Origin of the sequence: Azospirillum sp. BE72 (genome assembly GCF_031455875.1) — a bacterium.
Lineage (GTDB): Bacteria > Pseudomonadota > Alphaproteobacteria > Azospirillales > Azospirillaceae > Azospirillum.
In genome coordinates, this window is the sequence record NZ_JAVDTO010000001.1 from 421598 (window position 1) to 434299 (window position 12702).

Annotated in this window: 14 protein-coding genes; 7 read left to right on the forward strand and 7 right to left on the reverse strand. The window is 67.5% G+C overall.

Annotated elements, in window-relative coordinates; all coding sequences use genetic code 11:
* Positions 1-113: 113 nt before the first annotated feature.
* From J2Y49_RS02080 to sigJ, 6 genes are all read left to right on the forward strand, one after another.
* Positions 114-905 (forward strand): hypothetical protein, encoded by a 792-nt coding sequence (locus J2Y49_RS02080; protein ID WP_310111665.1) that lies wholly within the window; start codon positions 114-116, stop codon positions 903-905.
* Positions 906-997: 92 nt separating this feature from the next.
* Complete coding sequence (locus J2Y49_RS02085) at positions 998-1786, forward strand: molybdopterin-synthase adenylyltransferase MoeB (RefSeq protein WP_310113287.1); 789 nt, start codon at positions 998-1000, stop codon at positions 1784-1786.
* Positions 1787-1820: 34 nt separating this feature from the next.
* Positions 1821-2285 carry a DsrE family protein gene (locus tag J2Y49_RS02090; protein WP_310111668.1) on the forward strand — a complete coding sequence of 155 codons (465 nt, stop codon included), beginning with the start codon at positions 1821-1823 and terminating at the stop codon, positions 2283-2285.
* Positions 2286-2313: 28 nt separating this feature from the next.
* Positions 2314-2571, forward strand: coding sequence for a hypothetical protein (locus J2Y49_RS02095; protein ID WP_310111671.1), 258 nt, complete (start codon positions 2314-2316; stop codon positions 2569-2571).
* Positions 2572-2676: 105 nt separating this feature from the next.
* Complete coding sequence (locus tag J2Y49_RS02100) at positions 2677-3129, forward strand: carboxymuconolactone decarboxylase family protein (RefSeq protein WP_310111674.1); 453 nt, start codon at positions 2677-2679, stop codon at positions 3127-3129.
* Positions 3126-4040 carry an RNA polymerase sigma factor SigJ gene (sigJ, locus tag J2Y49_RS02105; RefSeq protein WP_310111678.1) on the forward strand — a complete coding sequence of 305 codons (915 nt, stop codon included), beginning with the start codon at positions 3126-3128 and terminating at the stop codon, positions 4038-4040. The genes J2Y49_RS02100 and sigJ overlap by 4 nt, the downstream gene beginning before the upstream one ends.
* A 26-nt stretch (positions 4041-4066) precedes the next feature.
* Here the strand turns inward: sigJ and J2Y49_RS02110 are convergent, their stop codons facing one another.
* The 4 genes from J2Y49_RS02110 to J2Y49_RS02125 all read right to left on the reverse strand — a co-directional run bounded on the left by J2Y49_RS02110 (position 4067) and on the right by J2Y49_RS02125 (position 6384).
* Complete coding sequence (locus J2Y49_RS02110) at positions 4067-4441, reverse strand: response regulator (protein WP_310111679.1); 375 nt, start codon at positions 4439-4441, stop codon at positions 4067-4069.
* Between the two features lie 77 nt (positions 4442-4518).
* Positions 4519-5265, reverse strand: coding sequence for an HAD family hydrolase (locus J2Y49_RS02115; RefSeq protein WP_310111682.1), 747 nt, complete (start codon positions 5263-5265; stop codon positions 4519-4521).
* Positions 5266-5357: 92 nt separating this feature from the next.
* The gene (locus J2Y49_RS02120) at positions 5358-5756 is read right to left on the reverse strand and encodes a hypothetical protein (RefSeq protein WP_310111686.1); all 399 of its coding nucleotides are present in this window, start codon (positions 5754-5756) and stop codon (positions 5358-5360) included.
* 196 nt (positions 5757-5952) lie between these two features.
* Positions 5953-6384, reverse strand: coding sequence for a Fur family transcriptional regulator (locus J2Y49_RS02125; RefSeq protein WP_044550826.1), 432 nt, complete (start codon positions 6382-6384; stop codon positions 5953-5955).
* Between the two features lie 382 nt (positions 6385-6766).
* Between J2Y49_RS02125 and J2Y49_RS02130 the strand changes: the two genes are divergently transcribed.
* Positions 6767-7975 (forward strand): ATP-binding protein, encoded by a 1209-nt coding sequence (locus J2Y49_RS02130; protein WP_310111688.1) that lies wholly within the window; start codon positions 6767-6769, stop codon positions 7973-7975.
* A gap of 66 nt (positions 7976-8041) precedes the next feature.
* On the opposite strand, the gene htpG is transcribed toward J2Y49_RS02130, so the two are convergent.
* The 3 genes from htpG to J2Y49_RS02145 form a co-directional block, all read right to left on the reverse strand.
* Entirely contained in the window at positions 8042-9922 is a 1881-nt protein-coding gene (htpG, locus tag J2Y49_RS02135) for a molecular chaperone HtpG (RefSeq protein ID WP_310111690.1), read from the reverse strand.
* Positions 9923-10246: 324 nt separating this feature from the next.
* Positions 10247-11893, reverse strand: a complete 1647-nt coding sequence (locus tag J2Y49_RS02140) for a hypothetical protein (RefSeq protein ID WP_310111692.1) — start codon at positions 11891-11893, stop codon at positions 10247-10249.
* Between the two features lie 95 nt (positions 11894-11988).
* Entirely contained in the window at positions 11989-12657 is a 669-nt protein-coding gene (locus J2Y49_RS02145; protein WP_310111695.1) for a glutathione S-transferase family protein, read from the reverse strand.
* Positions 12658-12702 lie beyond the last annotated feature (45 nt).

A 12702-nucleotide genomic window follows, 5' to 3' on the forward strand; every position in this document is an offset into this window, starting at 1 on the left:
TCGCATCCTATCCGCGAAATTCCGGCCCGAAATTTGACGGAATTGGCGGTTCGCGCTACTCTTCCCGGTACCAGCAGAGCCTTTTCCGTCCGCGCCGCCGGGGAGTGACCGCCATGTCGGATGTGACCGCCGCCACCTATGTCCCGAACCTGTCCAGCAGTTCCTTCTCGCAGTTGAAGGGACAGACGACCAAGATCGGGACCGACGGTGCCAACGCCGACACCCAGACCTTCACGGTCAGCAAGGCCGGCGAGTTCAATTTCAAGGTCAACGACACCTTCACCAACGTCGAGATCCGCAACGACCGGAACGAGGTGGTGACGACCATCCGGTCGAAGGAGTCGGCGTCGGACGCCACCGCGCGGCTGGGGCCGGGCACCTACACGGCGACCATTTCGCAGGCCAACCGGGCGGCGGGCGTGCGCGACTATTCGCTGGACGTCACGGAACGGCAGAACATCCTGGTGACCGGTGGCGGCGCGACGCTGAAGGGCACCGCCCAGCCGCCGGGCAACGGCGATACCGGTATCCAGAAGCACACCTTCAACGTCCTGCAGGGTGGCACCTTCACCGCCAACATCTCGCTTCCCAACACCCGTTGGGCGATGATGGACAAGGACGGCAAGGTCGTCGCCGCCAGCGACTCGGGAAAGCCCGATTCCCAGCAGACCTTCCTGCAGAAGCCGACCTACAAGCTGGAGCCCGGCCAATACACGATGGTTGTGGTCCCTCCGTCGAGTTTGAAGTCGCCGTCCGATTTCATGCTGAGCCTCGTGCCGCGCAATACGGAGTTGTCCGAGACGGGACTGAACCAGGAAAGTGCCATTTCCAAGACTCTGCGCGAACGGCAGACCCGGCTGCGCCAGTGGGCGTCGGAAGCGAAGCCCACCTCGACGAGAGCCTGACCGTCTTCGAGGTGCCGGGCTGCGTCCGCGGCTCGGAAAATGCCGCATCGAATGTTGCCGCAACCGCGCATCCTTGCGCTATGCTGCGCGCCATGGACTTCACGGACACCCAGCTTCACCGCTATTCCCGCCACATCGTGCTGCCGGAAGTCGGCGGCATCGGGCAGGAGCGGCTTCTGCGATCCAAGGTGCTGGTTGTCGGCGCCGGCGGCCTTGGCGCACCCCTTCTCCTCTATCTGGCGGCGGCCGGCGTCGGCACCATCGGCATCGTCGATGACGACACGGTCGACCTGTCGAACCTGCAGCGGCAGGTGATTCATGACGAATCGACGCTCGGCCACCCGAAGGTGGAGAGTGCCGCCGCCCGCATCCACGCGCTGAACCCCGATGTCCGGGTGGAAGCGCACCGGATGCGGCTGAACCGCGACAATGCGATGGATCTGATCGGACGCTACGATCTGGTCGCCGACGGGTCTGACAATTTCGCCACGCGATTCCTGCTGAACGACGCCTGCTTCCTGGCCGGGAAGACGCTGGTGTCGGCGGCGATCCTGCGGTTCGATGGCCAACTGAGCACCTACAAGGCACATCTGGGCGCGCCGCACCCCTGCTATCGCTGCCTGTTCCCGGAACCGCCGCCGCGCGGCACCGTGCCGTCCTGTTCGGAAGGCGGGGTGCTGGGGGCGCTGGCCGGTTTCGTCGGCTCGCTGCAGGCGACGGAGGTGCTGAAGGAACTGCTGGGATTGGGTGAAAGCCTGTCGGGCAGCCTGCTGATGATGGACACGCTCTATGCGTCCTATCAGCGCATCGCCATCAAGCGGGATCCCGACTGCGCGCTTTGTGGCGATCATCCGACCATCCACGACCTTTCCGCCCACTGACGGGCGCCACGGGAAAGACGGGAGGCGGCCCACCATGTCCACCACCATGTCGCAATCCTCGGTCGAGAGCACCTCGGCCCTGTCGATCGTCCTGTTCGCCGGCGGCTTCGACCGCGTCCATTACGCGCTGGTGATGGCCAGCGCCGCGGCGGCCACCAACCGCAAGGTCACGCTGTTCTTCACCGGCCGCGCTCTGCGCGCCCTGGTGCATGAGAGCGAGCCGGGGGTGCTGGGCTGGCACGATCTTGACCCCGCCGACGACGGCAGCTCGCCGGTGGCGCGCGACCGCTATTTCGCCACGCACGGCCTCGCCACCTTCGAGGAACTGCTGGAGGCCTGCGTCGCCATGGGCGTGACGGTGATGGCCTGCGAGATGGGGCTGCGGGCCCTTGGCCTGCCGCCGGGCGTTCAACTGCGCGCCGACGTGCCGGTCGCCACCGGCGGCGTCGTCACCTTCCTGAACGACGCGCCGAAGGGCGGCGCCATGCTGTTCATCTGACACCAATCTCCGATCTGGCGGAAAGAGCATGAACGACAACCGCGAGATCCTCGACCTCGCCAACCGTTTCGAGTCGATTGCCACCGATGGGTTCGAAGGGCGCCCTTACCGGACGGCGCTGGCCGGTCTTGCCCGCCATGTCCGGGGCCATGCCGGGCTGGCGCCGCAGGTCGCCCATGCCCTGGGCGTGATGATCCGGCTGATCGGTGAAAGCGATCCCGAAGGCCGCTTCGCCGCCAAGATCGTCATCCTGCAGGAAGCGGTGGAATTGCTGACGGAGAGCTGAGGACCGCGATGGCAGCCTTGATCGGGGCGCGGGGCTGCTATGCGTCACGCCGGAGCGGCTCGTCCCGTCATGGGGGCGATGACACTCCATACGAGGATGCGAACCATGGCTTTCCGTTTCACCGTCGCCACCGACGCGCCGTCCCTGTTCGCCACGCTCTATGCCACCGCCAAGACCATCCGCGGCAGCGGCCTGCCGACCGGCTTGATCCACCTGATCGACCTGCGCGTGTCGCAGATCAACGGTTGCGCCTATTGCATCGACATGCACAGCAAGGAAGCCCGCCACGACGGCCAGTCGGAACAGCGCATCGCCGCGCTGGCGGAGTGGGAGCGGTCGGATCTGTTCCTGCCCGACGAACGCGCCGCCTTCGCCTGGGCCGAGGTGCTGACCCGCGCCCAGCATGACCGCATCGACGAAGCGTACCGGGCGCTGCAACGCCATTTCAACGCCGAGCAGATTGCCCAACTGACGGTGACGGCGGCGCAGATAAACGCCTGGAACCGCATCGGGATCGCCCAGCACATCGAGGGCACCGCCGTGGGTATGGCGGCGTGACGGCGCTGGCCGACCCGCACACCGCGCTCGCCGCCTTCGCGGGCGAGCGGGCGCGGCTGCGCGCCCTGGCCTACCGGCTGCTCGGGTCGGTGGCGGAGGCGGAGGATACGTTGCAGGACGCCTGGCTGCGCTGGTCCGCGGTGGCGCCCGGCAGCGTCGGGTCGGCCCCTGCCTTTCTGACCACCCTGGTGACGCGGCTGGCGCTCGACCGGCTGCGCTCCGCCCGGGTGGCGCGGGAACGCTATTACGGGCTTTGGCTGCCCGAACCGGAGGTTTCCGGTTGGGAGAGCGACGCGCAGGACGGGGCCGATCCCGAGTCGGTGCCGCTGGCGATGCTGCTGCTGCTGGAACGGCTGGCGCCGGACCAGCGCGCGGTCTTCGTCCTGCGCGAGGCGATGGACCTGGATTACGCGGAAATCGCGGCGACGCTCGGCAAGTCGGTGGAAGCCTGCCGCCAGATCATGCGGCGCGCCCGTGCCCGGCTGGCGGAACCGGCTGCAACGATCAGCGATCCGGATGCAGGTCGCCGTCTGGCCGACGCCTTCGCCGATGCCAGCGTTCGACGCGACTATGCGGCCATCGTGGCCCTGCTGTCGGACGATGCCCAGTGGCTGAGCGACGGCGGCGGCATGGTGAGGACGGCGGTCAACCCGCTCTTCGGTGCCGACCGCATCGCCCGCTTCCTGATGGGCGTCCAACGCAAGCGGGGCGTCGGATTCGGCTTCGTGCCGGTGCGGGTGAATGGCGGACCGGGGCTGCTGGCCGAACTGGGCGGCTCCTTCCGCAGCGTCCTGGCCTTCGATATCGCACCATTTGGCGACACTGGCGGCCGCATCCGGCGAATCTATCAGATCGCCAACCCGCAAAAGCTGGAGCATGTGCCGGGCCTCGGGGGCACCAGCGTCCAATAAGAAGGCGGGATGGCGTGCTGCCGGGTCTATTCCGTCGCCTCGTCCAGCCAGCGGTCGAGTGCGGTCAGGTCGACGGGGCGGGGCAGGATGGGGAAGGGAGCGTTCTGCATAAGCTGGCCGGTCATCAGGATGCGCGTCTGCGGATAGAGCATCGCCGCCAGCGCCGCGGCACGGTCGCCCTCGTCGCCTTCATGCTCCAGCGGAAGCAATGCGACGACCGGCGCCTCCGCACCGATGATGGTCAGCGCCTCCAGCGCATCGTCGGTCTGCGAAACCTGGAAACCGCGGCCGGACAGATGGCCGGCCAGCGCCTCGCGCTGGATGCGGTCGGCATCGGCCACCACGGCCCGGCGCCCGCCATAGCCGGGCATCCGGATGTCGGCATCGATGCTGAAGCTCACGTTTCCCCTCCGTCCATCATGTTTTCTTTATGGACGGGTGGGAGTATGCGGGGCTGCAGACAGGTTGTAAACGGCTGCTACCTGCGGTTCGACCTTCGTCGAATGCGGATCACTTCGCCCTTGTGCATCAGCGCCAACATCGGCAGATCGCTGGGGTGGTTGCCGTAGCCCCAGGTGGCGGCGACCGGGCCGTTGCCGGCGATCCAGGCGGTCACCCGCTCCGCCTTGTCCAGGCGCACGCAGTTGGCGGTGCTGAGGCTGCCGGTCAGCTTGCCGTCGACCACCTCCATCCCCGTGGCCAGCAGGTCGTCCACCTCCAACCCGCGCAGAAGCGCGGGCATGTAGAGGTCGAGCGCGCCCGTCGCGACCACCACCCGGCGTCCCTGCCGGCGATGGTCCTTCAGCACCTCCAGCATGGGCTGGTGCCAGCGGACACGGGGCACCATCCGTTCCGCCGCGGCCAGCGCGTCGGCCACCGGCAGGCCGCGCAGGGTACGCTTCAGATAGATGGCCTTCACCGATCCGGGAAAATCGCAGCCCGGCCCGCGGCCGCGGACATGGCGGTGCATCGCGGAGCGGATGGCGTCGGCCAGAGCCAGCGCGGCGCGCCGCCGGCCGATCACCTCGCCGACGAACATCGGCAGGCTGTCGCCATGGATCAGCGTGCCGTCGAAGTCGAAGAACGCGACGCCGGACGGACCGCATACCGGCGAATCGGAGGCCTGCAAATCGGAAGCCGGCAATTCGAGATGCTGCGCCGGCAGGAGCGCCGGCGGCGTGAGGCTGGTCCGGGGCGCGGGATCGGGAAGGTGGGTGGTCTGCATGCGCCGTTTATCCGGCCGCCGTGGCTCGGCGGGCAAGGTCTTTTACGGCAACCCTGGGGACGGATCCCGGTCTGCCGCGAACCGCAGAGCCGTCAATGCAGCATAGTCGGGCCGCAGGGCGTTTCGAACAGCGGGCCGTCCTCAGCCCCGTCCTCGTTCACCTCATCGCCCTCTGCGGCATCCTCAGCGTCCTCAAGCTGTGCGATCAGGTCGCCGGAGGCCTCCTCCAGACCAGCCTTGACGGCAATCAGCAGGTTGATGATCTCGCCATTGTCCTGCTCCAGGCTGCGGACGCGCTCCTCCAGCCGGTCGATGCGGCGCAGCAGCAGGTCCGACAGGCGGTCCAGCCGTTCGAGAACGGGATCCGGGCCAACAGGAGTCGGGCCAACAGGAGCCGCGGCGGTGATTTGGGCGTTGATCGGTTCAGCCCCGGACGGGATCGGCAGGCTTTCGGGCCGGGTGTCGGGGCGGTCGTCGTGGCGGTCATCCATGGTGCGGCCGGTTCCGGTCAGTGAGGTTTGCTCCTCGCCTAACCTTGGGCAGTCGGCCCGCAAGGTCCAGCCCGGCACCCGATGCACCCCGCAAGCGATGGCCGCCTGACCCGCCCGTTGCGCGTGTGGCGATTCCGGGTGGGGGCGAAATCAGCCGCCACCCCTTGTGCGCAACGCCGCAGAGCCCGGTGTATAGTTAAGACTCAGATTTATCGGCACGTCGCTTGCGCGGGACGCCGTATAGTTCCAGCCGATGGCCAATCAGGTCATAGCCCAATTCGCGGGCAATGCTTTCCTTCAGCCGCTCCATTTCATCATTGGTGAACTCTATGACTTCACCGGAATCGACATCGATCAGATGATGGTGGTGATCGGTTCTTGCTTCCTCATAGCGCGCGCGTCCATCGCCGAAATCTAGGCGGTCGATCACATGCGCTTCCTCGAACAGCCGCATCGTCCGGTAGACGGTGGCAATGGAAATGCGCGGGTCGATGGCGGATGCGCGGCGATGCACCTCCTCCACGTCGGGATGGTCCGTCGCTTCCGACAGCACGCGCGAGATCACGCGGCGCTGGTCGGTCATCTTCAATCCCTTCTTCACGCACAATTCTTCGAGGCGCGAGGGCATGGACATCCCCTGTAATCCTGTTCTGTGTGACGGGCGGCGGATCGCCCCTCCGGGTCTCCCTGATGCCCGGGATGCCGACAGCGAAGGCCGGCCGGACGGACAAGCCCGGTCGGCCGAACGCGGCACCCCGAATACCCGACCATCATACTGTGTTTCGGAACCATTCTCAAATGCCCAGGTCACAGCCGGACGGCCGAACGTGCAAAAGCCTTTCCTTCCATGGTTATAGGACTTTTGTATAGGTCTGTGGCGGGGTGGATGGCCGTAGCGGAAACCAATTGCTCATAATCCGCTGCTAGGTTTTGCCGCTGGAGCGCCGCGCATCCTGCGACCGGTGCCGACCGGGCATGATCGCGCCGAAGACGGGAGGGGGTGAGACGACGTGACGCCATTCGATCCGCCGCTTCCCGCCGCGGCCGCCACGCCGGAGGCGCACATGGACGAACCCGCCTTCACCGCCGCCGGGCTGGCGGTTCCGGTGCCGCCGCTGGCACCCGGACAGGATTGTGCGGCAGCGGCTGCCCGCTTCAACCGCCAGCCTGATTTGCCTGCCCTGCCGGTGGTCAATGGCGAGGGGTGCGTCGTCGGCCTGCTGGAGCGCAGCCGTCTTCCGCCGGACGGGGGAAAGGATGCCTCGACTGTGGAGGTGTCCGCTCTCATGGACCCGCATCCCCTGCTGGTGGAGGGGACGACCCCGCTGGCGGAGATCGGGCGGCGGCTCGCCCGGCTGAAGCCTGCGGCCCTGGTGACCGGCTTCCTGGTGGTGGACCAGGGCCACTATCTGGGCGTCGGCACGGTGACCGGGCTGATGGCGCGCTCCGCCGAACAGACGGATCTGCGCGCCCGCCAGCTGGAGGAGGCACGCCGGCAGGCCGAGCGGGCGATCCGGGCCAAGACCGCCTTCCTCGCCAACATGAGCCACGAGATCCGCACGCCGCTGACCGCGATGATGGGATTCGCCGAGCTGCTGGAGCAGGAGGTGGCGGGGCCGCACGCCATCCCGCTCTATCGCGACTATGCCCGCGACATCGCCGAGAGCGGCCGCCACCTGATGGAGCTGATCAACGACCTGCTCGACCTGTCCAAGGCCGATGCCGACCGGTTGGATCTGGTGGACGGGACGGTGGACGTGGTGCGGGTGGCGATCGGCACGGGGCGGCTGCTGGCCGAACGGGCGGCGCGCCATGGCGTCCGCATCGTCACCGCCGTGCCCACGGAGTTGCCGCCCTTGCGGGCGGATGAACGCAAGCTGCGCCAGATGCTGCTGAACCTGCTGTCGAACGCGGTGAAGTTCACGCCGGTCGACGGGGTGGTGACGCTGGGCGCCCGCGTGGCGGCCGACGGCATGCTGTGGCTGTCGGTGCACGACACCGGCATCGGCATGACAGGGGAGGAGTTGGCGAAGGCGCTGGAACCCTGGGGCCAGATCGACAGCGCGCTGGCCCGCACCCAGGTCGGCACCGGGCTGGGCCTGCCGCTGACCAAGCGCCTGATCGAACTGCATGGCGGCCGCCTGGATGTCGTCAGCCGCCGTGACGAGGGCACCACCATGTCGCTGGTCTTCCCGCCGGAGCGGGTGGGGCGGAGATAAAGGAAAAGCCCTCTCATCCGGGGAGGAGAGGGCTTCTTTTTCAGGCTTTCCTGCTGGTGGAGTTCCTTACGCCAGCCCCTTCTCCATCGCGCTCGCCAGACGGCGGGCGAAGGCGGCGGGGTCGGGCAGGGGTTCGCCCTCGACGATGCGGGCCTGGTCGAGCAGCAGCCACGCCGCATCCTCCAGCGCGTCGGTGGCGCCGCTGCCCTTGGCCCGTTCGGCCAGACGCTTGATCAGGGCGTGGGACGGGTTGATCTCCAGGATGCGCTTGCCGACCTCGCCGTTCAGCTGCTTGTGCTGCTTCAGCAGGCGTTCCAGGTGCATGTCCATGTCGTTGTCGTCGGCCACCAGACAGACGGCGCTGTCGGTCAGGCGTTCGGACTTCCGCACATCCTTCACCGCGTCGGACAGGGTCAGCTTCAGCAGGGCCAGCAGGTCGGTCAACTCGCCTTCCGGCGCCTTCTCCTCCGGCTTCTCGGTCTCCTCGCCCTTGATCTTGCCGAGATCGGCGCCGCCGCGGGTCACCGACTTGAACGGCTTGCCGTCATAGACGCCGACCGACGGCATCCAGAACTCGTCCACCGGATCGGTCAACAGCAGGACCTCGACGCCCTTGGCCTTGAAGCCCTCCAGCTGCGGGCTGCGCAGCAGGGTGTCGATGTCGTCGCCGCTGATGGTGTAGATGGCGTCCTGGCCTTCCTTCATGCGGGCGACATACTGCTCCAGCGACACCAGTTCGTCGCCGGCGGTGGTGCGGAAGCGCAGCAGCTTCAGCAGTTCGTCCCGGTGCTCGTAGTCCTCATAGAGGCCTTCCTTCAGCACCGCGCCGAAATTCTCCCAGAAGCTGTCGTATTCGGCCGCGTTCTCGGTGTCCTTGGCCTTCTTCGACAGCTCCGACAGGACGCGGCGGGTGATGCCGGCCTTGATCTTGGCCAGCATCGGGTTGTGCTGCAGCATCTCGCGGCTGATGTTCAGCGGCAGATCCTCGCTGTCGACCACGCCGCGCAGGAAGCGCAGATAGGGCGGGATCAGCCCTTCCGCCGCGTCGGTGATGAAGACGCGCTTGACGTACAGCTTCACCCGGTGGGCGCGCTTGGGGTCGAACAGGTCGAAGGGCTTGGTCGAGGGCACATAGAGCAGGTTGGTGTATTCCAACGCCCCTTCGGCCCGCCAGTGCAGGGTCAGCCACGGATCGTCGAAGGCGTGGCCGACATGGTGGTAGAATTCCTTGTACTGGTCGGCGGTGATCTCCGACTTCGACCGGGTCCACAGGGCCGACGCGCTGTTCAGCGCCTTGGCGTCGTCACCCTCGCCGAACAGGATCGGGATGGCGATGTGGTCGGAGTACTTGCGGACGATGCCGCCCAGCCGGGCCTCGTCGAGATACTCGTCGTCGCCGTCGCGCAGATGCAGGACGATCATCGTCCCGCGCGACAGGCCGTCGGCCTCGGCGATGGTGAACTCGCCCTTGCCGTCGGATTCCCAGCGCCAGCCGGTGGCCTCGCCGGCCTTGCGGGTCAGCACGGTGACCTTGTCGGCGGCCATGAAGGCGGAATAGAAGCCGACGCCGAACTGGCCGATCAGGTTGACGTCCTTCTTTCCGTCACCCTTCTCCGCACCTTCCAGCGACTTCATGAAGGCGGCGGTGCCGGAGCGGGCGATGGTGCCGAGATTCTCGACCAGATCCTCGCGGTTCATGCCGATGCCGTTGTCGGCGACGGTCAGGGTCCGCGCGTCCTTGTCGACCAGCAGGCGAACCTTGAGATTCGGATCATCGGCCGAGAGTTCCGGCTGGGTCAGGGCCGCGTAGCGCAGGCGGTCGCAGGCGTCCGACGCGTTGGAGACCAGTTCGCGCAGGAACACTTCCTTCTCGCTGTAGAGCGAGTGGGCGACGATGTCGAGCAGACGGCTGACCTCGGCTTGAAAACTGAGCCGTTCCTCGGTCATGGGGGCACCTTCGTTGGTTTTGCACGGGTGGGCGTCAAGACGGCGGAGATATGTGAAAGCGTCCCGGCCGTTCAAGAGGCTTGTGCCGTGCAACCGCGGGAGGTGTGCGGTGAGGTGTCGCGGCGGGGGAGGTGTCGGGCGACGATGCCCCCCACCCTGACCCTCCCCCGCTGGGCGGGGGAGGGGACAAGTGCTGATACGGGAGAGTGGCGGCAGTCCCTCCCCCGCCCAGCTCTCGCACAAAGCTATGCTTTGTGCTGACGCGACAGGCGGACCGAAGGTCCGCTGAGAGCGGGGGAGGTTAGGTGGGGGTCTAACTTTCCCTTACTTCTTCTTCGGAGCCGGCGTCGGGGCCGGAGCCGGTTCGGCGCCGCCGGCCAGCAGCGGGGTCATGTCGGCGCCGTTCAGCAGGAGCTGGCCGGCCTCCGTCACGTCGATCTTGTAGCTGCGGATCTCGGCGCCGCTGTCGTCCTTGCCGGCTTGGCCCAGGGCCTGGACCATCGCCAGACCGGCCAGCAGATCCTGCGTCTCCTGGTCGGGCTTGGTGCCCGGCGCCGGCTGCATCGCCTTCACCGCGGCGTCGATGCCGCGCAGCAGGACGGTGGCGCCGCCGGTGACGCCGAAGGCGGCCTGGGTCGCGACCTTGACCGCCCCGGTGGCGGTGCCGGCGGTGGCGGGGGTGTCCAGGTTCAGCGCGTCGATGCGCAGCTCGGTCCCGGCCTCGCCCATCGCGGCCATCGCCTGCTGCATGATGACGTCCGACGACGGCGGCGGCGGCGGGGCCTTGGCCGGCTTGGCGCCCTTCTTCGGCGGCGGAGCCTCTTCCGCCTCGGCGGTCTTGGCGAGCTCGGTGAAGGCCTTCCACAGGGCGCCGTTCGGCAGCTTGGCGACCGACAGCTTCATCTCGAAGGCGCGGGGGGTGAAGGCGGCGGGGGCCGGCGACGGCGTCATGACGAAGTCGCGGGCCTCGATGCCCATGCTGACGGTCGACTGCGCCTGGTCCAGATCGGTCAGGCCGCTGCGGAAGGCGAGCTGGCCCAGCGTGATCGTCATGCCGTCCTCGGGATTGACGACCGACAGGTTGGACAGGCGCATCGCGCCGGTGATGCCGCCGAACATGCCCTGCATCTTCGGCAGCAGCTCCGAAGGCGTCGGCGGCACGCCGCGGGCGGCGGCCTGCTCCGACAGCTTCTGCAGCGCGCTGACCTTGGTCAGGTCGACGCGGCTGTAGGCGGCCTCGGCAGTGACGCCGCCGATCTTCACCAGCTCCTTGTTCTTCTCGTCCAGCACCGACAGGCCGCCGAAGGCGAAGGCGGCCGGGCCGCTCCACAGCGTGGCGCCGCCGGCGCCGGCCTCCGGCTTCAGGTCCTGAACCATGGTCATGGAGGCGATGGAGATCTTGCCCTTGCCGTCGGCGGCGCTTACGGCGATGTCGTTGAAGGCGCCATCCACGGCCAGCAGGGTCTCCAGCGTGCCCGACCAGGTGCTGGTGAAGGACTGCTTGCCGATGGAGATGGTGGCCGCGTCGACATACTCGTCTTTGTCGTCCAGGTTCTGCACCTTGATCGCGCTGGGCAGCGTGATCGAGACGCCATACTGGCCGTCGTCCTTCGGCGTCACCGACAAGAGGACGGTGCCGATGTCGAACAGGGTGCCTTCGGCATCCTCAGCCGACAGGCGCGGCAGGGCGACGTCGTAATGGTCGCCGGCCGGCTTGACGGTCGGGTCGCCCTGCCATTCGAAACCGATGCCCTCGCCTTCCTCGGTGGGCGGCGGGAACCAGCGGGGCAGATCCTTCTTCAGCGACGCGGCGAGCGCCTTGGCGCCGGCCTCGTCGACCGCGGGGGCGGCGTGGGCGGCCTGGGAGAGTGGCCAGCCGGCCACCAGCGCCAGCATGCCGCCGGCGATCAGGGCAGGCCGCAGGGAACGGACCGGTAGGGCAGGGACGGACGAAAGACGGCGCAGGCGCATCGAGGAACAACTCCCAACTTACGATTTTGGGAGCACGTTAAGCCTGATACGCAAGGCCGGTCCATGCCTCTGATGCGTCAGTTCCTAAGATGGCGTTAAAAATCCAGATCGGCGTAGTGCCGGGGCGGCGGGCAACCGGTGATGTTGTCGGCCAGCAGGGCGCGGAAGCTGGGGCGCGACTTGATCCGGGCGTACCAGTCCTTGGCTTCCGGGCTGCGGTCCCACGGCACGTTGTCGATATAGTCCAGGCAGGACAGCTGGGCCGCGGCGGCGATGTCGGCCAGCGTGAAGGCGGTTCCCGCCAGCCAGGGCCGCCGTTCCGACAGGAAGGCGATGTAGTCGAGATGGTAGGTGATGTTGGCCAGACCGGCGCGAATCGCCGGCGCGAAGGGATGGCCCTGGCCGGACAGCCGCTTGATCAGCTTCTCGCCCACCAGATTCTCACCCACCTCGCGCTCGAACTTGTGCAGGAACCAGTCGGCGATCCGTCGCACCTCCGCCCGCGCCGCGACCTCCCGCGGCAGCAGGGGGGTGTCGGGATAGGCCTCCTCCAGATATTCGATCACGGCGAGGCCGCCGGCGACGACGGTCCCATCCTCCTCCACCAGCACCGGCACCTCGCCGGCGGGGTTCATCTTCAGGAAATCGCTGCGCCTCTCCCATGGCTTTTCGACCACGGGTTCGAAGGGAAGGCCCTTCTCGGCGAGCATGACGCGCGCGACGCGCGACAGGGGGTGGATCGGGTGGTGGTACAGGGTTCGCATGGCGGCGGGACTTTACCGCAACGCGGCACGCGAAAACAGTCTGCG

What these genes read in the sequence shown, in the direction of transcription:
- J2Y49_RS02145 (WP_310111695.1), bottom strand. Translation starts at nt 12,657, where the DNA reads ATGCGAACCCTGTACCACCACCCGATCCACCCCCTGTCGCGCGTCGCG.
- J2Y49_RS02125 (WP_044550826.1), bottom strand. Translation starts at nt 6,384, where the DNA reads ATGCCCTCGCGCCTCGAAGAATTGTGCGTGAAGAAGGGATTGAAGATG.
- J2Y49_RS02080 (WP_310111665.1), top strand. Translation starts at nt 114, where the DNA reads ATGTCGGATGTGACCGCCGCCACCTATGTCCCGAACCTGTCCAGCAGT.
- J2Y49_RS02140 (WP_310111692.1), bottom strand. Translation starts at nt 11,893, where the DNA reads ATGCGCCTGCGCCGTCTTTCGTCCGTCCCTGCCCTACCGGTCCGTTCC.
- htpG (WP_310111690.1), bottom strand. Translation starts at nt 9,922, where the DNA reads ATGACCGAGGAACGGCTCAGTTTTCAAGCCGAGGTCAGCCGTCTGCTC.
- J2Y49_RS02095 (WP_310111671.1), top strand. Translation starts at nt 2,314, where the DNA reads ATGAACGACAACCGCGAGATCCTCGACCTCGCCAACCGTTTCGAGTCG.
- J2Y49_RS02100 (WP_310111674.1), top strand. Translation starts at nt 2,677, where the DNA reads ATGGCTTTCCGTTTCACCGTCGCCACCGACGCGCCGTCCCTGTTCGCC.
- J2Y49_RS02120 (WP_310111686.1), bottom strand. Translation starts at nt 5,756, where the DNA reads ATGGATGACCGCCACGACGACCGCCCCGACACCCGGCCCGAAAGCCTG.
- J2Y49_RS02115 (WP_310111682.1), bottom strand. Translation starts at nt 5,265, where the DNA reads ATGCAGACCACCCACCTTCCCGATCCCGCGCCCCGGACCAGCCTCACG.
- J2Y49_RS02085 (WP_310113287.1), top strand. Translation starts at nt 998, where the DNA reads ATGGACTTCACGGACACCCAGCTTCACCGCTATTCCCGCCACATCGTG.
- J2Y49_RS02090 (WP_310111668.1), top strand. Translation starts at nt 1,821, where the DNA reads ATGTCCACCACCATGTCGCAATCCTCGGTCGAGAGCACCTCGGCCCTG.